The 20,817-nt window shown below is 67.0% G+C and carries 16 protein-coding genes; all 16 read right to left on the bottom strand.

Annotation, left to right across the window (positions count from 1 at the left end; genetic code table 11):
- Nucleotides 1-6 precede the first annotated feature (6 nt).
- Entirely contained in the window at nucleotides 7-993 is a 987-nt protein-coding gene (locus M2282_RS09485; protein ID WP_280808520.1) for a hypothetical protein, read from the bottom strand.
- Complete coding sequence (locus tag M2282_RS09480) at nucleotides 990-2,213, bottom strand: MFS transporter (protein WP_280808519.1); 1,224 nt, start codon at nucleotides 2,211-2,213, stop codon at nucleotides 990-992. The genes M2282_RS09485 and M2282_RS09480 overlap by 4 nt, the downstream gene beginning before the upstream one ends.
- A gap of 29 nt (nucleotides 2,214-2,242) precedes the next feature.
- Nucleotides 2,243-3,181 (bottom strand): DedA family protein/thiosulfate sulfurtransferase GlpE, encoded by a 939-nt coding sequence (locus M2282_RS09475; RefSeq protein WP_280808518.1) that lies wholly within the window; start codon nucleotides 3,179-3,181, stop codon nucleotides 2,243-2,245.
- Nucleotides 3,182-3,299: 118 nt separating this feature from the next.
- Nucleotides 3,300-4,679 carry a heavy metal sensor histidine kinase gene (locus M2282_RS09470; RefSeq protein ID WP_280808717.1) on the bottom strand — a complete coding sequence of 460 codons (1,380 nt, stop codon included), beginning with the start codon at nucleotides 4,677-4,679 and terminating at the stop codon, nucleotides 3,300-3,302.
- Between the two features lie 5 nt (nucleotides 4,680-4,684).
- Complete coding sequence (locus M2282_RS09465) at nucleotides 4,685-5,392, bottom strand: heavy metal response regulator transcription factor (RefSeq protein WP_280808517.1); 708 nt, start codon at nucleotides 5,390-5,392, stop codon at nucleotides 4,685-4,687.
- A gap of 29 nt (nucleotides 5,393-5,421) precedes the next feature.
- Nucleotides 5,422-8,598 (bottom strand): efflux RND transporter permease subunit, encoded by a 3,177-nt coding sequence (locus M2282_RS09460; protein ID WP_280808516.1) that lies wholly within the window; start codon nucleotides 8,596-8,598, stop codon nucleotides 5,422-5,424.
- Nucleotides 8,595-9,806, bottom strand: a complete 1,212-nt coding sequence (locus M2282_RS09455) for an efflux RND transporter periplasmic adaptor subunit (RefSeq protein WP_280808515.1) — start codon at nucleotides 9,804-9,806, stop codon at nucleotides 8,595-8,597. Before M2282_RS09455 ends, M2282_RS09460 begins: the two co-directional genes overlap by 4 nt.
- Before the next feature lie 4 nt (nucleotides 9,807-9,810).
- Nucleotides 9,811-11,292, bottom strand: coding sequence for an efflux transporter outer membrane subunit (locus M2282_RS09450; RefSeq protein ID WP_280808514.1), 1,482 nt, complete (start codon nucleotides 11,290-11,292; stop codon nucleotides 9,811-9,813).
- A 197-nt stretch (nucleotides 11,293-11,489) separates the two neighbouring features.
- Complete coding sequence (locus M2282_RS09445; RefSeq protein WP_280808513.1) at nucleotides 11,490-12,500, bottom strand: aldo/keto reductase; 1,011 nt, start codon at nucleotides 12,498-12,500, stop codon at nucleotides 11,490-11,492.
- A 119-nt stretch (nucleotides 12,501-12,619) separates the two neighbouring features.
- Nucleotides 12,620-13,879 (bottom strand): MFS transporter, encoded by a 1,260-nt coding sequence (locus M2282_RS09440; protein ID WP_280808512.1) that lies wholly within the window; start codon nucleotides 13,877-13,879, stop codon nucleotides 12,620-12,622.
- Nucleotides 13,880-14,011: 132 nt separating this feature from the next.
- Complete coding sequence (gene urtE, locus M2282_RS09435) at nucleotides 14,012-14,704, bottom strand: urea ABC transporter ATP-binding subunit UrtE (RefSeq protein WP_280808511.1); 693 nt, start codon at nucleotides 14,702-14,704, stop codon at nucleotides 14,012-14,014.
- Between the two features lie 507 nt (nucleotides 14,705-15,211).
- Nucleotides 15,212-16,090, bottom strand: coding sequence for an urea ABC transporter ATP-binding protein UrtD (urtD, locus tag M2282_RS09430; RefSeq protein WP_280808510.1), 879 nt, complete (start codon nucleotides 16,088-16,090; stop codon nucleotides 15,212-15,214).
- On the bottom strand, nucleotides 16,087-17,313 hold the full coding sequence (urtC, locus tag M2282_RS09425; protein ID WP_280808509.1) for an urea ABC transporter permease subunit UrtC: 1,227 nt from the start codon (nucleotides 17,311-17,313) through the stop codon (nucleotides 16,087-16,089). The genes urtD and urtC overlap by 4 nt, the downstream gene beginning before the upstream one ends.
- Entirely contained in the window at nucleotides 17,310-18,857 is a 1,548-nt protein-coding gene (gene urtB, locus M2282_RS09420; RefSeq protein WP_280808508.1) for an urea ABC transporter permease subunit UrtB, read from the bottom strand. The genes urtC and urtB overlap by 4 nt, the downstream gene beginning before the upstream one ends.
- Before the next feature lie 183 nt (nucleotides 18,858-19,040).
- A complete protein-coding gene (gene urtA / locus M2282_RS09415; RefSeq protein ID WP_280808507.1) occupies nucleotides 19,041-20,309 on the bottom strand; it encodes an urea ABC transporter substrate-binding protein in 1,269 nt (422 codons plus the stop codon).
- 116 nt (nucleotides 20,310-20,425) lie between these two features.
- Nucleotides 20,426-20,755 carry a nucleotide pyrophosphohydrolase gene (locus tag M2282_RS09410; RefSeq protein ID WP_280808506.1) on the bottom strand — a complete coding sequence of 110 codons (330 nt, stop codon included), beginning with the start codon at nucleotides 20,753-20,755 and terminating at the stop codon, nucleotides 20,426-20,428.
- Between the last annotated feature and the right edge of the window lie 62 nt (nucleotides 20,756-20,817).

Raw genomic sequence — 20,817 nt, 5'->3', positions numbered from 1 at the left:
GCGCGGCTAGCGTTCGGGGTTCTCGTGCGGCAGGAGACCGCGCTCGCTCAAGGCATCCAGAAGCGCCTCCTGATCGGCCCCGCCTTCCAGCAACAGATCGAGGCTCTTTCCCGCCTTCGGTCGAATGGCAAGAAAGTCGAATTCGTAGCCGAGGCCCTTGGCACGGCGATGGCTGACGCGGGCCTGGCGCAAGTCGATCTGCCAATCTCCATCGATGCTGCGCAGCTGGGTGTTGTCGAGCTGGAAGGCACGCACTCGCGAATGCGAAAAGGTGCTGATCCGCGAGAAAGGGATGGCCCAGACCAGCCAGGCGATCATTGGCAGCAGCACGCAGAGCGCCACCACCGTCTTCAGGAATCCGACGTCAGGTGCATGGAGCAGCATCGCGATGCCCGCAGCGCCCGCCAACGCATATCCCGCCCAGACCCAGGCAAGAAAACACCGCCAGCAAAACAGCATGGCACGGCTTTGCAGGATGCCCTTGGGCATCGCCCCGGCGTTGCTTCTCTGCGCGAGATAGTGGTTGAAGACCGGCACCAGTTCATCGACCGGCGCCGTCAGCATCAGCTTCTTGAATGGCCGCGTGTGAACGATCAGGTAGTTGTCGCTGTCGGGAATTCCCTCGAGGCTCAGCACGTCGATCCATTCGACGCACCCGAGTCCTTGCACCGAGAAGCCTTCCTCGCCGATGTCGACCAGGGTTTTTTCGTTGAACAGCTTCGGTCGGCTTTTCGCCAGGCGCAGCCAATGGGTCTCGACCCAGATCCATGCGCGCACGACGAACACCAGGCCCACCAGCCACGCAGCGAAGAGCCCGATCATGGCCACCATGCCCAGCGCGATGTACCAGCCCGTCGCATCCGGGTCGATAAGCCACGCGGCGCCGACGAAAATCAACGCGGTGTAGGCCGCACACAGCAACAGGATGGGCCAGATACCGCTCGCGTCGGGTTGGGTGACCTGGATGCGCTGTGAAAAAACCGGGGCGCTCATTGCGTACCGTTGGCCACGGACACAGATCCACGCCGGAACTCCGTGAAGTACAGCAGCAAAGCCATCGACACGAACCCGCCACCCAGCAGGCACAACCCGGTCCACCCATGAAAGGCATACACCGCAGCCGCAATCCCCGAAGCCACCGCCGCGCAGATGAAGATGAAGGTCATGAAGAGGCCGTTGAGCCGCCCGCGCAGCTCCGGCGCCAGCATGAACAGGCTGCGGAAGTTCAGCACCTGGCACAGCTGCACCGCCCCGTCGAGCAGGATGCCCGCCGCGACCAGTCCGGCCAGCGAATGGAAGTGCATGGCGACCGCGCCCAGCACGAAGGACAGCAGCGCGACGACGATGGCCACGCCCGTCGCGGGACGCGTCAACCCCCTGTCGGCCAGCCGCCCTGCCACCGGCGCCATCAAGGCGCCCGCCGCGCCCGCGAGCGCGAAGAGACCGATGCCCCGCTGACCCATGCCGAACTCATGCACCAGCGCCAGCGGCACGGCCGTCCAGAAGGCCTGGAAGCCCGCGAACATCATTCCCTGGTACCACCCGCGCCGGCGCAGCAGCGGCGTGTTCCATACGATGCCCGGCAGCGACGCCATGGTGCGCGCATAGCCGATGGACGCATGCGGCCGTCGCTCGGGCAGCACGCGCCACAGCACGGCGATGAGCAACGCCATGAGCACCGCCGAGATCCAGAACAGCGCACGCCAGCCGAGGCTGGCGGCCACGATGCTGGCAAAGGGCCGCGCCAGCATGATCCCGCCCAGCAGGCCCGCCATGATGTTGCCCACCACCTTGCCGCGCGTGGCCTCGGGCGCCAGGTGCGAGGCGAAGGGCAGCAGCACCTGCGCCGCGACCGCGCAGGCGCCGACCACGAACGAAGCCGCGAGAAAGGTCACGGCCGAATTAGAGAGCGCGATGCCCACGAGCCCGATGACCGCGCCGAACAGCGCACCGACGATCAGCCGCCGGTTCTCGACCACGTCGGCCAGCGGCACCAGCAGCAACAGGCCGGCGCCGTAGCCCAGCTGGGTTAGCGTCATGATCAGGCCGGCCAGGCCCGCATGGAGCTGCAGGGTGTCGGAGATGGGGCCGATCAGTGGCTGGGCGTAGTAGATGTTGGCCACGCACAGGCCGCAGGCCACGGCGAAGACGAAGGTCAGCGCGGGCGTGAGGCCGACGGCGGGAGGATGGGCGGTGCTGGAGGCGGAAGACACAAGGCGGGTTTCTGCAGGCGCGGGGTCGATCAATGCAGGCTGGTCGGCCGGCCCGAGGCCACCCAGGCGTCGAGCCCGCCGGTGAGCGGCAACGCACGCCGTGCCCCGCGCGCCAGCAGCACGCGCGCGGCCTGGGCGGCCGACACTTCGTTGGGGCAGTTGCAGTACAGCACCACGTCGCGGTTCGGGTCGATCTGCAGATCAAGGTGCCGGTGCTGCAGCGCCTTGAGCGTGTAAGGCAGCGCGCCCGGAATGCGGCGTGGATCGACCTGCACGCCAGCCTTGCCGCGCACGTCGATGATCAATGGCGGCTCCTCGCCGCTCAGCAGTTCGTGCAGTTCCTCAACCGAGATGCGCGGCATGCCGGTCAGGCGCATGAAGGCGCGGCGGCGCCAGTAGCGCACCGCAAGAATCACGAGCAACAGCACCGCCACGGCCGCGGTCGCGATGCCGCCGGCCTGGGCCAGGATGGCGAGCACTTCCTGTATCTGGTCGCGGAAGGCCCAACCGAGGCCGAGGAACAGGCCCGTCCAGATGAGCGCCGCGCCCACGTCGAAACCGATGAAGCGCCGCACCGACATGCCCAGCGCACCCGCCATCGGCGGCGCGACCACCGAGACGCCCGGTACGAACTTGGCGGCCACGAGCGACATGCCGCCCCAGTCGGTGATGAGCGATTCCCCGCGCCGCACGCACGAGTCGGGCGACAGCGAGATGCGGCACAGAAGGCGCATGAAGCGGTAGCCGAAGCGCCGGCCCGCATAGAACCAGGCCCCGTCGCCCAGCAGGTTGGCGACGACCGCGGCCAGCACCACGCCGACGACCGACACATCGCCCGCCGCCAGCAGCGCGCCCGTGACTACCAGCACCGCGGCCGCCGGCACGGGCAGGCCCAGGCGTGCGGCAAAGCTGGCGACGAACACCACCAGGATCGCGTTCTGCACCAGCAGCGACATCAGCTGCGCCATGCCAGCCTTTCGGTCGATGCAGGGGTGAGACGCGGAGTGGGAGCGGGGTTCATGCGAACCCCGATTGTCCGGCATGCCACAAGAACGTACCGGGCGCAGGCCATTTGAAACCGCCGTTTCAGCCGGTCCGCGAGACGCTGAAAGCGAAGGTGTTCACTCCGCCTTCGCTTGACGCGCTGACCTGCCCGCCGTGCATGCTCGCCACCGCCTTGACGATGGCCAGGCCCAGGCCGTGGCCGTGGTGCTCGCCGCCGTCGTTGCGGGCCGCATCGACGCGGTAGAAGCGGTCGAACAGGTGCTGCAGGTGCTCCGCGCCGATCGGGGTGCCGGGGTTCGACACGGCGATCCACGTCGCGCCGGGCGCTTCGCGCAGCGTGACGGTGATCTGCGCGCCGGGTGGCGAGTGCTCGATGGCGTTCTGCAGCAGGTTCGACATGGCGCGGCGGAACAATGCGCTCTCCAGCCGCGCCTCGGCCTGCACGTCGCCCGCGATGCCGACCTGCGAGCCGCTTTCGTCGAGCACGAACTCGAAGAAGTCGATGGTCTTTCGCACCTCCTGCGCCACGGGCGTGAGCACCAGGCCGGTGGCCACCTCGCCGCGGTCGGCGCGCGCCAGGAAGAGCATGTCGTTGACGATGGAGCGCAGCCGCTCCAGGTCTTCGAGGTTGGCCTGCAGCACCTCCTCGAAATCGCCCGCGCTGCGCTGGCGCGAGAGCGCCACCTGCGTGCTGCCGATGAGGTTGGCCAGCGGCGTGCGCAGCTCGTGCGCCACGTCGGCGTTGAAGGCCTCGAGCTGGCCGTACGCCTCTTCGAGCCGACTGAGCGCGCCGTTGAAGGCCTCGGCGAGCGCGGAGAGTTCGACCGGCAGCGCCGTCGTCTGCAGGCGCTGCGACAGCGTCTTGGGCCGCAGCGCCTGCGCCTCCTTCGACAGGCGCTCCAGCGGCTGAAGCCCGAGCCGCGCGATCCAGTAGCCCGCCAGCGCCACCACCAGCACCGCACCGAGGCCGAGCACCACCAGCGCGGAGAGGAAGGCCTCGCGGGTGTGCGTGTAGGGGGTCGAGTCGCTCCCGATGATCAACCGCACGGCCGGCCGGTCTTCCAGCGGCCCGATGTGGACCGACAGCGTGCGCAGCGGCTGCACATGGCCCGGGAGGATGATGCTGCCGCGGCCGTCGGGGTCGTGGGTCATGCGCTCGATCTCGGCCAGCCCCTTGCCGTACTGGAAGCGCGGGTCGTCGCTCAGCACCCAGAAGCGCACGCTGCCGTCCTCGGGCGTGAGGGTGTCCATCTTGGCCTGCACCCGCGCCCAGCGGTCGACGGTGCCGATGTGCTCGATGGAGTACTGCGTGTTCTTGAGCGCGATCCGCAGCTCGTCGTACTGGTGGCGGTCGAGCTCGCGTGCGAGCACGCCGTGCAGCGCGGCACCGGTCAGCGCGAAGGTCGCCATGGCCACGAGCGCGAACATGATGACCAGCCGCGCGGTGATGGAGCCCTTCACCAGCTTCACAGGGCGCCGCCCTCCCCCTGGGCTTCGTTCTCCGTATCTCTCAACTCCATCACATAGCCCATGCCGCGGATGGTGTGCAAGAGCTTGGGGCTGAACGGCACGTCGATCTTGTCGCGCAGCCGCTTGATCGCGACCTCCACCACGTTGGTGTTGCTGTCGAAGTTCATGTCCCACACCAGCTCGGCGATGGCGGTCTTCGAGAGGATCTCGCCCTGCCGCCGCGCCAGCACCGCAAGCAGCGCGAACTCCTTGGCCGTGAGGTCGATGCGCGTGCCGCCGCGAAAGGCCTTGCGCGCGAGCAGGTCGATCTGCAGGTTGGCGATGCGCAATTGCACCGGCTCTTGCTTGCGGCCGCGCCGGTTGAGCGCCTGCAGGCGGGCCAGCAGTTCGAGGAACGAGAAGGGCTTGATGAGGTAGTCGTCCGCGCCTTCGTGCAGGCCCTTGATGCGGTCTTCGACGCGGTCGCGCGCGGTGAGCATGATGACCGGCGTTTCCTTGACGGCGCGCAGTGCGCGCAGCACCGCGAAGCCGTCCTGCCCCGGCAGCATGACGTCGAGCACGATCACGTCGTACTCATGGGTGAGCGCGAGGTGCTGGCCGTCGATGCCGTTGTGCGCCATGTCGACCGTGCAGCCCTGCTCGGTCAGCCCCTTGGAGAGGTAGTCCGCGGTTCTCAGCTCGTCTTCGACAATCAGGATCTTCATGCTTTCGTCTCGCTCCATTCGGCGGGCACCTAACCCTGCGCTTCGGCCACCGGCGGGGTCTCTTCACCGTTCCTTGCGGCCTTGCGGGCCTTGCGCGCTTCCTTGCGGCGCAGGTACCAGTAGTGCGCGCGGTCCAGGTACAGGTAGACCACCGGCGTGGTGAACAGGGTGAGCGCCTGCGAGAGTATCAGCCCGCCGACCATCGCGTAGCCCAGCGGCCGGCGCAGCTCCGAGCCCGAGCCGTGGCCCAGCATCAGCGGCAGGCCCGAGAGCAACGCGCACATCGTCGTCATCATGATCGGGCGGAAGCGCAGCAGGCACGCCTGGTAGATCGCCTCCTGCGGCGCCATGCCCTGCTCGCGTTCGGCCTTGAGCGCGAAGTCGATCATCATGATTCCGTTCTTCTTCACGATGCCGATGAGCAGGATGATGCCGATCAGCGCGATCACGCTGAGGTCGTAGCCCCCCGCCATCAGGATCAGCAGCGCGCCCACCCCGGCCGATGGCAGCGTCGAGAGAATCGTGAGCGGGTGGATGTAGCTCTCGTACAGCAGGCCCAGCACGATGTACACCGCCACCAGCGCCGCGGCGATCAGGTAGGGCTGCGAGGACAGCGAATCCTGGAAGGCCTGCGCCGTGCCCTGGAACGAACCGCTCAGCGACTGCGGAATGCCCATCTCGGCCTGCGCCTTGTTGATGGCGTTGACCGCATCGCCCAGCGCATGGCCCGGTGCGAGGTTGAACGAAATCGTCACCGCCGGGAACTGGCCCTGGTGGCTGATCGACAGGTACGCGGTCTTGCTGGTGTCCACCTTCACGAAGGTGGAGAGCGGCACCTGCTGGCCGGTGAGCGGCGAGGTGAGGTACAGCTTGCTGAAGAGCGCCGGGTCCTGCTGCAGCGCGGGCGTCACCTCCAGCACCACGTGGTAGCTGTTGAGCTGCGTGAAGTACTGCGCCACCTGGCGCTGGCCGATGGCGTCGTACAGCGTCGCGTCGATGGTCGCGGGCGAGATGCCGAAGCTCGACGCGCGGTCGCGGTCGATGGTCAGCACGGCCGAGGCGGCGGCGTTCTGCTGGTCGGAGGCGAGGTCGGTGATCTCCGGAATCTGGCGGAAACGCGCGAGCAACTTGGGCGCCCAGGTGTTGAGCTCGTCCAGGTTCGAGTCGGTCACCGTGTACTGGTACTGCGTGCGCGACGAACGGCCGCCCACGCGGATGTCCTGCCCCGCCTGCAGGAACAGGTTCACGCCCTGCACCTTGGCCAGCTGCGGACGCAGCCGCGTGATGATCTCGTCGGCGCTCGCGGTGCGGCCTTCGTCCTTGGGCTTGAGGTTGATGTAGAAATTGCCGGTGTTGAAGGTGGACGAGCTGCCGTTCATGCCGAAGGCCGAGACGTCCGGGTCCTTGCGCACCACGTCGGCCAGCTCCAGCATGCGCGCGTTCATCGAGGCGAAGGAAGCGTCCTGCGCCGATTCGGCAAAGCCCGAGATGAAGCCGGTGTCCTGCTGCGGGAAGAAGCCCTTGGGAATGACCGCGAACAAAAATCCCGTGGCCGCCACCGTGGCGATGAAGACCATCAGCGTGATGAACTGGTGGTCGAGCACCACATGCAGGCCGCGCTTGTAGCCGTTGAGCATCGCGTCGAAGCCGCGCTCGAACAGCAGGTACAGCCGGCCGTGCTTGCGCGCATGCTCGTTCTTCAAAAAGCGCGAGCACAGCATCGGCGTGAGCGTGAGCGAGATGACCACCGACACCACGATGGTCAGCGTGACCGTCACCGCGAACTCGCGGAACAGCCGCCCCACAATGCCGCCCATGAGCAGCAGCGGAATGAACACCGCAATCAGCGACACCGAAATCGAGATGATCGTGAAGCCGATCTCGCCCGCGCCCTTGTAGGCGGCCTCCAGCGGCGACATGCCTTCTTCGACGTAGCGGTAGATGTTCTCCAGCATGACGATGGCGTCGTCCACCACGAAGCCGACCGCGATGGTGAGCGCCATGAGCGAGAGGTTGTCGAGGCTGTAGCCCAGCAGGTACATCACCGCCACCGTGCCCAGCAGCGCGAGCGGCACCGTCACGCTCGGGATCAACGTGGCCGGCACGTTGCGCAGGAACACGAAGATCACCGCCACCACGAGCGCGATGGTCAGCAGCAGCGTGAACTCCACGTCGAGCACCGAGGCGCGAATGGTCTGCGTGCGGTCGACCAGCGCGTTGACTTCGACGGTCGGCGGAATGGAAGCCTTCAGGCGCGGCATCGCGGCGTTGATGCGGTCCACCGTCTCGATCACGTTCGCGCCCGGCTGCTTGGTGATGGCCAGCACGATGGAGCGGCCGTTCTGGATGGTGTTGCCCTCAGCGGCAGCGGCGCCTGCGTAGGCCCAGCCGGCGATCTTCGCGTTCTCGGGACCGTCGATGGCCACGCCCAGGTCGCGCACGCGGATCGGCGCGCCGTTGCGGTAGGCCAGGATCACGTCGTTCCACGGCTGCGCCTTGAGCAGCTGGTCGTTGGTGTAGACGGTGAAGCTCTGGTTCGGCCCGTCGATGGTGCCCTTGGGCGCGTTCACCGTGGCTGACGAGAGCACCGTGCGCACGTCTTCCAGGCTGAGACCGAGCGCGGCGAGCTTGGCCGGGTCGAGTTGCACGCGCACCGCGGGCTTCTGCGCACCACCGATGTTGACCAGCCCCACGCCCGCGATCTGCGAGATCTGCTGCGCGAGGATGTTGTCGGCGTAGTCGTTCACCTCGGTGAGCGGCAGCGTCTTCGACTGCACCGAAAGAATGAGGATCGGCGAATCGGCCGGATTCACCTTGCGAAAGCTCGGCGGGCTCGGCAGGTTGGCGGGCAGCTGCCCGGTGGAGGCGGTGATGGCCGCCTGCACGTCGAGCGCGGCGGCGTCGATGTTGCGGTCCAGGTCGAACTGCAGCGTGATCTGCGTGGAGCCCAGGCCGCTGGTCGAGGTCATCTGCGACAGGCCGGCGATCAGCGAGAACTGCCGCTCCAGCGGCTGCGCCACGTTGGAGGCCATGGTCTCCGGGCTTGCGCCCGGCAGGTTGGCCGACACCTGGATCGTCGGAAAGTCGACCTGCGGCAGCGGCGCCACCGGCAGCAGCGGAAACACCGCCGCACCGACCAGCAGGATGGCCAGCGCGAGCAGCGTGGTGCCGATGGGGCGCTTGATGAATCCGGCAGAGATGCTCAATTGCCGCTCCCGGTGGTGGCCGCGATCTGCGCCGCGTTGCCGGTCTTGGCGACAGCTGGCGGCTCGACGATGGCGGCGCCCTCGCGCAGCTTGTACTGGCCATCGACCACGACGCGCTGGTCGGCGGCCAGGCCCTTGTCGATCACCGCCACGCCGTCGGCGATCTGCAGCACATGCACCGGCACATTGCTGGCCTTGTTCTGTGCATCGATGAGCCAGGCGTAGGTGCCGTCCTGTCCGCGCTGCACGGCGGCGGCGGGCACGGTGAGCGCGCCCTGCCGGCGGTCGAGCTGCAGTTGCACGTTGACGTACTGGCCCGGCCACAGCGCGTGCTGCGGATTCGCGAAGCTGCCCTTGAGTTGAACCGTGCCGTTGGTGGTGTCGATCTGGTTGTTCAGCAGGATGAGCTTGCCGGTGCCGAGCATCTGGTTGCCGGCGCGGTCGTATGCCACCACCGCCAGCGGCTGGTTGCTTTGCTGCTGCACGCGGTTGATGTCCTGCACAGCGTCTTCAGGCAGCGTGAATTGCACGGCGATGGGGTCGATCTGGTTGATGACGACCAGCCCGTTGGTGTCGGCCGCATGGACGATGTTGCCGGGGTCGACCAGCCGTGCGCCGACGCGGCCGTTCATCGGCGAGACGATGCGGGTGAAGCTCAGCTGCACCTCGGCGTACTGCACCTGCGCAGCATCGGTCTGCACGGTGGCTGCGAGCTGGTTGACGAGGGCCTTCTGCGTGTCGACCTGCTGCTGCGTGGCGGCGTCCTGCGCGATGAGCGTGGTGTAGCGCGCCAGGTCTGCGCGGGCGTTGGCGAGCTGGGCTTCGTCCTTCGCCTTTGTGGCCTGCGCCTGCGCAAGTTGGGCCTGCAGCGTGCGCGGATCGAGCTGCGCGAGAAGTTGCCCTGCCTTCACGTCCTGCCCTTCGGTGAAGCCGACCTTGTCGAGCTGCCCGTCGATGCGCGCCTTGACGGTGACCGTGGCCATCGAGGCGACGGTGCCGATGCCCGAGCGGTAGACCTGCACGTTCTGCGGCGTGACGCGCGCGGTGGTCACCTGCACCGGCGGCGTCTTCGGCGCTTCGGGCTTGGCGCCGAAGGCCTTGCTGTGGTTGAGCGCCCAGGCGCCGCCGCCCAGCACGATCACGAGCGTGGCGGCCGCGACCCAGGTCGAGCGGCGCTGAAGAGGAGCTTGGGTTGTGGTCGTCGTCATGGCATCAATTTCCGGAAGTCGTGGCGGTTGCGGCGGTGGCCGTCCAGCCGCCGCCCGTGGCTGCGATCAGCGAGACGCTGGCTGCGAGCTGGCGGCCAAGCAACTGCGCGGCCGTGCGCTGGTTGGTGAGGGAAAGCTGCTGCGCCGTCACCACGCTGAGGTACGTGGCGGTGCCGGCGCGGTACTGGCTCAGCGCGAGGCGCTCCGCCAGCTGCGAGGCCTGCACGGCCTGCGCCTGCAGCGCGGCTTCGCGGTCGAGCACGCGCAGGGTCGCAAGGTTGTCCTCGACCTGCTGGAAGCCGCCGAGCACAGTCTGCTTGTATTGCGCGACCGAGGCGTCGTAGGTGGCCACGGCCTGGTCGGTGTGGGCCTTGCGCAGGCCCCCGTCGAATACGGTCTGCGCGAGCGCGGCGCCCAGCGACCACACCCGGCTGGGCGTGTTGAAGAGCGAGGCGAGATTCCCGGCGCTGAAGCCGCCGCTCGCGCTCAGCACGATCTGCGGGTAGTACGCGGCCTTGGCAACGCCGATGTTGGCGTTGGCGGCCTGCACGCGGCGCTCGGCGGCGGCGATGTCGGGGCGGCGTTCGAGCAGTTCGGAGGGCAGGCCCGTGGGGGTGACGGGCAGCTGCACGCGCAGCGCGTCGGTGGATGAGAGCGATGCGGCCGTCGTCTGTGCCGATGGCGCGAGCGGCGGCAGCCTGAAGGACGCAGGCGCCTGCCCCGTCAGCACGGCGACGGCGTGTTCGAGCTGGCTGCGCTGGGCTTCGAGATCGACGGCTTGCGCTTCGGCGGTCTTGAGCTGGCTTTCCGCGAGCGCCACGTCGGAACGCAGCACCGTGCCTGCGGCGTACTGGTGCTGCGTGAGCTCGAGCGCCTTGGCGTAGGCCGTGGTGGTGCTGGCATATAGGTCGCGCTGCAGGTCGATGACGCGGATCTGCAGGTAGTCCTGCGCGAGCGTGGTCTGGATGCTGAGGCGGGCGCCGGCCAGGTCATCGGCGCTGGCTTGCACGTCGGCATTGCCGGCTTCGACGGAACGGCGCACCGCGCCCCACAGGTCGGGCTCCCAGCTGGCGGCCAGGCCGAGGGTGTCGGTGGTGCCTCGCTTGACGGCGCCGGTGCTGTTGGTCTGGGCGCGGTTGGCGCCTGCGTCGAGTCCCACGGTCGGGAAGAAGCCTGCGCGTGCGGCGGCGGCGATGGCCTGTGCCTCGCGGTACTGGGCTTCGGCGACGCGGATGTTCTGGTTGGCGGCATTGGCCTGCACGACCAGCGCGTTCAGCGTGGTGTCACCGTAGGCCTCCCACCAGGGATGGCTCGCGTCGATGGCCTGCGGCGTGGCGGTCTTCCAGGGGCCGGTTTCCTTGTAGGCGACCGGCAGGTCCATGGAGGGCCGCACGTAGTCAGGGCCGACGGCGCAGCCTGCGAGCAGCAGTGCGGCGAGAGCGACGGCTGTCGCTTTGGGTGAGGGGGAAGTGGCGAAGAGAACCATGGTGGGTTCACTCTAGGAACCCGGCTCCAACCCTTCGCTGTCGACTAACTGACAGTTCTGACAGTTTCCGGTTTTGCTCCCTCCCCTCCCGGGGGAGGGCTGGGGTGGGGGCTCGCGGCGTATCAAGCACCAGCGGCTGGTCAAAGGCCGCGCGCCCCCATCCCAGCCTTCCCCCGGAAGGGGAAGGAGCAATACCTTCAGCGCGGCGCGTCGCCCTTGCGGTACTCGGCGGTCAGCTCATCGAGCTTCTGCTTGAGCGCCGTATCGAGCTTGTATTCGGCCGCCGCGATCGTCGCATCGAGCTGCTCCGGCCGGCTCGCACCGAGCAGCGGCGCGGTGATCAGCGGGTTCGCCATCACCCATGCCACCGCCAGCGTCGCGAGCGGCACGCCCGCCTCGTCGGCCAGCTTGTGCAGCTGCGTCACCGTATTGAAGCTGCGTTCGTTCCAGTAGCGGTCCTGGTACATGCCGCCGGCCGTGCCGAGCGTGAAGCGGGTGTTCTCCTCGGGCTTGGCGCCCGGCTTGTACTTGCCGGTGAGCAGGCCACCGGCCAGCGGGTTGTAGGGAATCACGCCCAGGCCCTCTTCGCTCGCGAGCGGCAGCAGCTCGCGCTCGATCTCGCGGAACAACAGGCTGTAGCGCGGCTGCACCGACACGAAGCGCGTGAACCGGTGCAGGTCAGACTTGCCGAGCGCACGGGCCAGCCGATAGGCCAGGAAGTTCGACACGCCGATGTAGCGCGCACGCCCCGACTTCACGATGATGTCGAGCGCCTCGAGCGTCTCTTCGAGCGGTGTCTCGCGGTCGTCCATGTGCAGCTGGTACAGGTCGACATGGTCGGTCTTCAGCCGCTTGAGCGAGAGGTCGATGGCATCGAGCAGGTGCTTGCGCGATGCGCCCTGGTCCCAGGGATTGGGGCCGACTTTGTTCACCGCCTTGGTGGCGACGACGAAGCGGCGGCGGCCCGCGGGGCCTTGCTTCTCGAGCCAGTTGCCGATGATTTCCTCGGTGCGGCCGGTGGTCTCGACGGTGCCGCCGAGCGGATACACGTCGGCGGTGTCGAGGAAGTTGATGCCGCCTTCGGCCGCCTTGTCGAGGATCTGGTGCGACACCGTCTCGTCGGTCTGCAGGCCGAAGGTCATGGTGCCGAGGGCGAGGCGGGACACGGTCAGGCCCGTGCGGCCGAGACGGGTGGTGGGAATGCTCATGAAGGGCGCGCTCCGGGGATGAGGGAGTAGAGGAGGAAGGGCGGCGGCCATCATAGGCACGGCCGCGCAATCCTGCAGGCGCCGGAGATTTCAGGCGCGCGAAGTGCGCGCCGGCGATGCTACGAAGCGCTAGTCGCGCGCTGGCCGGCGCCGGGGCGCGAATCGGCCCGCGCACTCATCACGCCCCAGCCGAAGATGCCGATGCCCGCGAGCGCGAGCAAGGCGCCGACCCAGCCGGTGGAGGTCCAGCCCAGGCCGGCCGAGATGGCCACGCCGCCAAGCCACGCGCCGAGCGCATTGGCCATGTTGAAGGCCGAATGGTTGAGCGCGGCGGCGAGGGTCTGCGCATCGCCCGCCACGTCCATCAGGCGAATCTGCAGCGCCGGGCCGATGGCCACGGTGGTGCCGATGAGGAACACGCCGATGGCGGCCGTGACCACGTGCTGCGCCGCGAAGGTGAAGAGCGCGAGCACCAGCACCGCATACACGAGCACGCCGGCGATGGTGCGCATCAGCGACTTGTCGGCCAGCCGCGAGCCCACGATGTTGCCGGTGACCATGCCCAGGCCGAACAGCGCGAGCACGAAGGGCACGTTGTGCACCGACAGGTGGGCCACTTCAGTGAGCGTGGGCTTGATGTAGCTGAACACCGCGAACATGCCGCCGAAGCCGATGGCGCTGATGCCGAGTGTGAACCACACCTGCTTGCGCTTGAACGCGCCGAGTTCGCGCCACGGGCTGGCTCCGGCCGCGGCGGCGATGTCGGGCACGTCGCGGCGCACGAGCACGATGGCCAACAGCGCGATCAAGCCGACGAACACGAAGGCCGCGCGCCAACCGAAGAACTGGCCGAGCCATGCGGCGATGGGCACGCCGACCAGCGTGGCGCCGGTGAGGCCGAGCATCACGAGGCCCACGGCGCGTGCACGGCGTCCGGGCGGCGCGAGCGTCGCGGCCACGAGCGCGGCCACGCCGAAGTAGGTGCCGTGCGGCAGGCCCGTGGCAAAGCGCAGCAGGCTCAGCGATAGATATCCCGGCGCCATCGCGCTCGCGAAGTTGCCGGCGGCGAACACAGCCATCATCGCGATCAGCAATGCGCGGCGGCCCCAGCCTGCCGCGAGCACGGCGAGTACCGGGGCGCCGACGACCACGCCGAGCGCATAGGCGCTGATGACATGGCCGGCCTGCGGAATGGTGACGTCGATGTCGCGCGCGACCTCGGGCAGCAGGCCCATGATCACGAATTCGCCCGTGCCGATGGCGAAGCCGCCGACGCCGAGCGCGAGCACGGCCCGCAGGAAATTGACGGGCGCAGGCGAAGGGGAAGAAACGGGAATGGCAGTGTCCGCGCTGTCCGGCGCGGGTGGGGAGGCGTTCAAGGCCAGGCTCCTGGGAGGGGTGCCCGGCGGCGACGGGCAGGCCCGAATTTTAGGGTAAACCCTGAAATCGACCGATACGCAGATGCCAATGCCCCGGTATCGGCAGGGCCTGGAGCAGCCCTTTCCCGAAGATCAGATCGCCACGAGCTGGCGCACGCCCTGCGCTTCCATGTCCTTACCCAGGCCGCGCGCAATGACCTCGCCGCGCTCCATCACCAGGTAGTCGTCGGCCAGTTCCTGTGCGAAGTCGTAGTACTGCTCGCACAGCACGATGGCCATGTCACCACGATCGGCCAGCATGCGGATCACGCGGCCGATGTCCTTGATGATGCTGGGCTGGATGCCTTCGGTGGGCTCGTCGAGGATGAGCAGCTTGGGCTTGGGTGCGAGGGCGCGTGCGATGGCGAGTTGCTGTTGCTGGCCGCCGGAGAGGTCGCCGCCTCTCCTGTTGATCATCTGCTCGAGCACGGGGAACAGTTCGAACAGTTCCGAAGGAATGGGGGTGCTGCCGCTCTTGTAGGCGAGCCCCATGCGCAGGTTCTCTTCGACCGTGAGCCTCGCGAAGATCTCGCGGCCCTGGGGCACGAAGCCGATGCCCGCCCTCGCCCTGTCGTAAGGCGTGGCCTTCTGGATCGGCTTGCCTTCGAGCTCGATGCTGCCGCTCTTGATGGGCACGAGGCCCATCAGCGATTTCAGCAGCGTGGTCTTGCCTACGCCGTTGCGGCCCATGAGCACGGTGACCTTGCCCAGGGTTGCCTGGAAGCTCACGTCCCGGAGGATGTGGGAGCCGCCGTAGTACTGGTGGATGTTTTTGACTGTCAGCATTTTTTTGCGCCTTGGTGTTTTTGAGACGCACCCGGTATGCGGCACGGCCCGGACAGCCCCACTGTGCCGGCCCTTCGGGCTTCCCTGCGGTGCTCGCGTTTCGCGGGGTCTCGCAGAACTCGCCTGCGGCTCAGACAGCTGCGAGCCCTGATCCGCGAAACGCTGCGCTCCTCGGCGGCACAGAGGGGCTGTCCGGGCCGTGCCGCATACCGGGCGCTTGTCGTGGCTTGGATGCCGTTGCCCTCGCCCGGAGGGAGAGGGAGGAAGCCCGGGGAACACACGACCGCTCTGACCACGGCGGCGGGGGCTGTCCCTTTGGGTGGCCGTTGAGGCACCGCCGAGCAGCGCAGCGACGGGCGGATCAGGGCTCGCCGCTGTTTGAGCGAAGCGAGTTCGGCGAGACCCCGCCCGTCGTGAGCAGCGCAGGGAAGCCCGAAGGGCCGGTGACGTCGGCCGCCCAAAGGGACAGCCCCCGTCGCCGTGCCCCGAACAGCAACAGCGACCATTTCATCGCCCAAGATAAACCTCGATCACGCGTTCATCGGCCTGCACTTCGTCGAGCGTTCCCTGCGCCAGCACGGAGCCATCGCACAGCACGGTGACGATCTCGGAGATGGTGCGGATGAAGCTCATGTCGTGCTCCACCACCATCAGCGAGTGCTTGCCCTTGAGCGTGAGGAAGAGCTCTGCCGTGCGCGCCGTTTCCTCGTCGGTCATGCCGGCCACGGGCTCGTCGAGCAGGAGCAGCTTCGGGTCCTGCATCAGCAGCATGCCGATTTCGAGCCACTGCTTCTGGCCGTGGCTCAGGTTGCCCGCCAGGCGCGAGACGCTGTCGGCCAAGTGGATGGTCTCCAGCACTTCGGCCAGCCGGTCGCTCTGCGCCGAATCGAGCTTGAACAGCATCGACGCGCGTACGCCCTTGTTGGTCTTGAGCGCGAGTTCCAGGTTCTCGAACACGGTCAGGTGCTCGAACACCGTCGGCTTCTGGAACTTGCGGCCGATGCCCAACTGGGCGATGTCGGCTTCGCGGTGGCGCAAGAGGTCGATGGTGCTGCCGAAGAACACGGTGCCCGAATCGGGCCGGGTCTTGCCGGTGATGATGTCCATCATCGTGGTTTTGCCCGCACCGTTGGGGCCGATGATGCAGCGCAGCTCGCCCGGTGCGATGTCCAGCGAGAGCTTGTTGATGGCCTTGAAGCCGTCGAAGCTCACGCTCACGTCTTCGAGGTACAGGATGCGGCCGTGCGTGATGTCGACTTCGCCCGGCGTTGCGATGCGGCCGAAGCCGGCCTCGCGGCCACCCGATTCGGTGCTGCCGCTCGCGGAGTGAATGCCGCTTGCGCGGGCCGCGCGCTCGGCGCCGGCTTCCATCAGGTCGGGCGTCATGCGCGGGCTCCCTTCACGTCGGTGGCCAGCGGCGCATGGAGCGCCTCGGGCTCCATGCCCTGCCCTGCGGCCATGGCGCGTTGCGCTTCTTCCCGGCCTGCGCTCGGTGCGGCTGGTGCCGCCTTCTCGCGCGACAACCACTTCTTTACCAACCCCACGATGCCGTTCGGCAGGAACAGCGTGACAGCAATGAACAAGGCGCCCAGGAAGTACAGCCAGTACTCCGGATACGCGACGGTGAGCCAGCTCTTCGCGCCGTTGACGATGAAGGCGCCGATGATCGGCCCGATCAGCGTGGCCCGCCCGCCGACCGCCGCCCAGATCGCGATCTCGATGGAGTTGGCTGCGCTCATCTCGCCCGGGTTGATGATGCCGACCTGCGGCACATAGAGCGCACCGGCCACGCCGCACATCACGGCGGAGATGACCCAGATCGTGAGCTTGTACGGCAGCGGGTTGTAGCCCGAGAACATCACGCGCGTTTCCGCGTCGCGAATGGCCTGCAGCACGCGGCCGAACTTGCTGCCGATGAGCCACTTCGCGAAGAGGAAGAAGCCCAGCAGCGTGAGGCCGGTGAGCGCGAACAGCGTCATGCGCATCTCTTGCGTGGCGATCGGGATGTCCAGGATGCGCTTGAAGTCGGTGAAGCCGTTGTTGCCGCCAAAGCCCGTCTCGTTGCGGAAGAACAGCAGCATGGCCGCGAAGGTCATGGCCTGCGTGATGATCGAGAAGTACACGCCCTTGATGCGCGAGCGGAAGGCGAAGAAGCCGAACACGAAGGCGATGAGGCCCGGCACCGCGACGATGAGGATCAGCGTGGCGATGAAGCTGTCGCTGAAGGTCCAGTGCCAGGGCAATGTCTTCCAGTCGAGGAACACCATGAAGTCGGGCAGGTCGCTCTTGTAGTTGCCGTCGCGGCCGATCTGGCGCATGAGGTACATGCCCATCATGTAGCCGCCGAGCGCGAAGAAGAGGCCATGGCCCAGCGAGAGGATGCCGGTGTAACCCCAGATCAGGTCCATGGCCAGCGCGCAGATGGCGTAGCACATGATCTTGCCGACCAGCGCCACCGCGTAGTCGCTCATGTGCAGCGGGCTGTCGACCGGCACCACGATGTTGAGCACCGGCGCCACCGCGCACACCACGATCAGCGCGACGAAGAAGGCTGTCCAGCCCTTGCCGCTCAGCAGCGGGCCTTTGGTTGGTAACACGACCTTGCTCATGCCTCTGCACTCCGGCCCTTCATCGCGAAGATGCCTTGGGGGCGCTTCTGGATGAAGATGATGATGAAAACGAGCACCGCGATCTTCGCGAGCACCGCGCCCGCCCAGCCTTCGATGAACTTGTTGAGAATGCCCAGCCCCAGCGCTGCATACACGGTGCCCGCGAGCTGGCCGACGCCGCCCATCACGACCACCATGAAGCTGTCGACGATGTAGCTCTGGCCGAGGTCGGGACCGACATTGCCGATCTGGCTCAGCGCGCAGCCCGCGAGGCCCGCGATGCCCGAGCCGAGCGCGAAGGCGTAGGTGTCGATGCGCGCGGTGTTCACGCCCATGCACGACGCGATCGGGCGGTTCTGCGTGACGCCGCGCACGAAGAGGCCCAGGCGCGTCTTGCCGATGAGCCAGCCCATCGCCAGAAGCACGAGCACCGCAAAAATGATGATGCAGATGCGGTTCCACGGCAGCGTGACGTTGCTCAACATGGTGAAGCCGCCGCTCATCCAGCCGGGGTTTTCCACGCCGACGTTCTGCGCGCCGAAGAGCGTGCGCACGAGCTGCTGCAGCATCAGGCTGATGCCCCAGGTGGCGAGCAGCGTCTCCAGCGGCCGGCCATAAAGGAAGCGGATCACGCCGCGTTCGAGCACCGCGCCGACGAGCGCCGACGCGAGGAAGGACACGGGAATGGCGGCCACCAGGTACCAGCCGAACGCCGCCTCGGGCATGTACTTCTGGAAGATGCCCTGCATCACGTAGGTGGCGTAGGCGCCGATCATCATCAGCTCGCCGTGCGCCATGTTGATGACGCCCATGAGGCCGTAGGTGATGGCGAGGCCGAGTGCGGCCAGCAACAGCACGGAGCCCAGGCTGATGCCGCTGAACACGGCGTTGATGCGATCGCCCCAGACCAGCGCACCGTCGATGTTGGCGATGGATGCGGCAATGGCCGTCTTCACGTCGGCCTCGGTCTCGTCGGCCAGGCGCTGGTTCAGCAGCAGCTTGGTGTCGGGATTGCGGTTGTTGCCCAGTTCCTTGGCGGCCGCGAGGCGCTTGGCCTTGTCGGCGCTGGTGAGCATGCCGGCGGCGCGCACGAGTTCGAGCTGCGCCTTGATCTTGGGGTTGGTCTCGGCGGCCAGCGCCTTCTCGACCATGGGGATGCGGGATTCGTCAGGCTCCTTGAAGAGCGCCTGCGCGGCTTCGGCGCGCACCGCGTCGTCGGTGCTCGTGAGCTTGAGCGCAGCCTGCGCAGCATCGAGCGCGCCGCGCATGAGGTTGTTGTTGACGACGTCTTCGGCGGTGTCGGGCACTTTCAGCTCGGTGCCGGTGACGGGGTCGTAGCCTTTGTCGTCCTTCATCACGAAGACCTTGTCTTCGGTGTATTTCACGGCGTCGTCGGACATCGCCTGGATGAAGGCGGCGGTCTTGTCGTCGGCGGTGAGAACGGCCTTGTTGAGCGCGGCGATGCGGGCTTCGGACTCGCCGGAGGCGATGGCCCGGGCTTCGTCGGCGGTCAGCGCGTGGGCGGCCGTTGCCATGAGCAGCATGGCGGCGAATGCGCAGTGAAGGGTTCGTCGAAGCATCATGAGACTGGAAGTTGGGGTTAGCCCCTTCCCCTTCCGGGGGAAGGTTGGGATGGGGGCAAGCGGCGCTTGGACAAGCGCAGTGCTCGAATCGACCGCCGTCAGCCCCCACCCCTGCCCTCCCCCGAAGGGGAGGGAGAAACACACTTACATCGACTTGCCAGCGGGGTAATCCGGCTTCTTGTCGTTGCCTTCGATGTACGGGCTCCAAGGCTTGGCCTTGACCGGACCCGGCGTCTTCCACACCACGCTGAACTGCCCATCGGCCTTGATCTCGCCGATGAACACGCTCTTGTGCAGGTGATGGTTCTTCTCGTCCATCTTCGAGACGATGCCCGAGGGGGCAGTGAAGGTCTGGCCGGCCATCGCCGCGATCACCTTGTCGGTGTCGGTCGACTTGGCCTTCTCGACCGCCTGCTTCCACATGTGGATGCCGATCCAGGTGGCTTCCATCGGGTCGTTGGTGAGCGGCTTGTCCTTGTGGCCGGCGATGTTCTTGGCCTTGGCGTAGTCGCTCCACTGCTTGATGAACGCCGTGTTGGTCGGGTTCTTGATCGACATGAAGTAGTTCCATGCGGCGAGGTGACCCACGAGCGGCTTGGTGTCCACGCCGCGCAGTTCTTCCTCGCCCACCGAGAAGGCGACGACCGGCACGTCCTTGGCCTTCAGGCCCGCGTTGCCCAGTTCCTTGTAGAAGGGCACGTTGGAGTCGCCGTTGATGGTGGAGACCACCGCCGTCTTGCCGCCGGCCGAGAACTTCTTGATGTCGGCAACGATGGTCTGGTAGTCGCTGTGGCCGAAGGGCGTGTACTTCTCGTCGATGTCGGTGTCCTTCACGCCCTTGCTCTTGAGGTAGGCGCGCAGGATCTTGTTGGTGGTGCGGGGGTACACGTAGTCGGTGCCCAGCAGCACCCAGCGCTTGGCGCCGCCGCCTTCCTTGCTCATCAGGTAGTCGACAGCCGGAATGGCTTGCTGGTTGGGTGCGGCGCCCGTGTAGAACACGTTCTTGGAGAGCTCTTCGCCCTCGTACTGCACGGGGTAGAACAACAGGCCGTTCATTTCCTCGACCACCGGCAGCACCGACTTGCGCGACACCGAGGTCCAGCAGCCGAAGATCACCGAGACCTTGTCCTGCCCGAGCAGCTGCTTGGTCTTTTCAGCGAACAGCGGCCAGTTGGAGGCCGGGTCGACGATCACGGGCTCGAGCTGCTTGCCCAGCACGCCGCCCTTCTTGTTGATGTCTTCGATGGCCATCAGCACCGTGTCTTTCAACACGGTTTCCGAGATGGCCATCGTGCCCGACAGCGAGTGCAGCACGCCGACCTTGATGGTGTCGGCAGCGAATGCGGGCGCAGCAGAAATGCTGGCCAGCGCGACGGCGGCGGTGAGCGCCTTGAGTGTGAAACGACGTTGCATGTGGACTCCTGCTCCGGTGGGTTGAACCTTGTCGACAGCGTGTGGCTGGCGATGGAGAGGAGTCTGCGGAATGCACCAACAAGGGGAAATACGCCGGGTGGCGTACACGGAGGTACTCAGGCGGGCGGATCGACGGGGACCGGGTACTTCTGCGCGTTGACCACCATCTTGCGCCGGGCTGCATCGACCAGGTCGATGTCGAGCTTGTCGGCGAGCTGCAGCAGATAGAGCAACACATCCGCCATTTCGGCGCCGACCTCGGCGCGCTTCTCTGCCGGGAGCGATCTACTCTGCGCTTCGGTGAGCCATTGGAAATGCTCCAGCAGCTCAGCCGCTTCCACCGAGAGCGCCGATGCGAGGTTCTTTGGGGAGTGGAACTGCCCCCAGTTGCGGGCCTGGGCGAAGTCACGCAGGGCTCGGATGAGCGGTTTCAGATCGGATTCCATGGCACACCTGTCGTTGGGCGGCGAGTGTGGCACGGGCGAGGGAAGAAACCCAATCTGGGTAT

Source organism: Variovorax boronicumulans (assembly GCF_029892485.1).
GTDB classification, from domain to species: domain Bacteria; phylum Pseudomonadota; class Gammaproteobacteria; order Burkholderiales; family Burkholderiaceae_C; genus Variovorax; species Variovorax boronicumulans_B.
This window is presented reverse-complemented; position numbering and strand designations above follow the sequence as displayed.

Coding starts and splice junctions, on each gene's coding strand:
- M2282_RS09450 (WP_280808514.1), bottom strand. CDS start 11,292: ATGGTTCTCTTCGCCACTTCCCCCTCACCCAAAGCGACAGCCGTCGCT.
- urtB (WP_280808508.1), bottom strand. CDS start 18,857: ATGCTGCTCATGGCAACGGCCGCCCACGCGCTGACCGCCGACGAAGCC.
- urtE (WP_280808511.1), bottom strand. CDS start 14,704: ATGCTGACAGTCAAAAACATCCACCAGTACTACGGCGGCTCCCACATC.
- M2282_RS09475 (WP_280808518.1), bottom strand. CDS start 3,181: ATGGCGCAGCTGATGTCGCTGCTGGTGCAGAACGCGATCCTGGTGGTG.
- M2282_RS09485 (WP_280808520.1), bottom strand. CDS start 993: ATGAGCGCCCCGGTTTTTTCACAGCGCATCCAGGTCACCCAACCCGAC.
- M2282_RS09410 (WP_280808506.1), bottom strand. CDS start 20,755: ATGGAATCCGATCTGAAACCGCTCATCCGAGCCCTGCGTGACTTCGCC.
- urtD (WP_280808510.1), bottom strand. CDS start 16,090: ATGACGCCCGACCTGATGGAAGCCGGCGCCGAGCGCGCGGCCCGCGCA.
- urtC (WP_280808509.1), bottom strand. CDS start 17,313: ATGAGCAAGGTCGTGTTACCAACCAAAGGCCCGCTGCTGAGCGGCAAG.
- M2282_RS09455 (WP_280808515.1), bottom strand. CDS start 9,806: ATGACGACGACCACAACCCAAGCTCCTCTTCAGCGCCGCTCGACCTGG.
- M2282_RS09465 (WP_280808517.1), bottom strand. CDS start 5,392: ATGAAGATCCTGATTGTCGAAGACGAGCTGAGAACCGCGGACTACCTC.
- urtA (WP_280808507.1), bottom strand. CDS start 20,309: ATGCAACGTCGTTTCACACTCAAGGCGCTCACCGCCGCCGTCGCGCTG.
- M2282_RS09445 (WP_280808513.1), bottom strand. CDS start 12,500: ATGAGCATTCCCACCACCCGTCTCGGCCGCACGGGCCTGACCGTGTCC.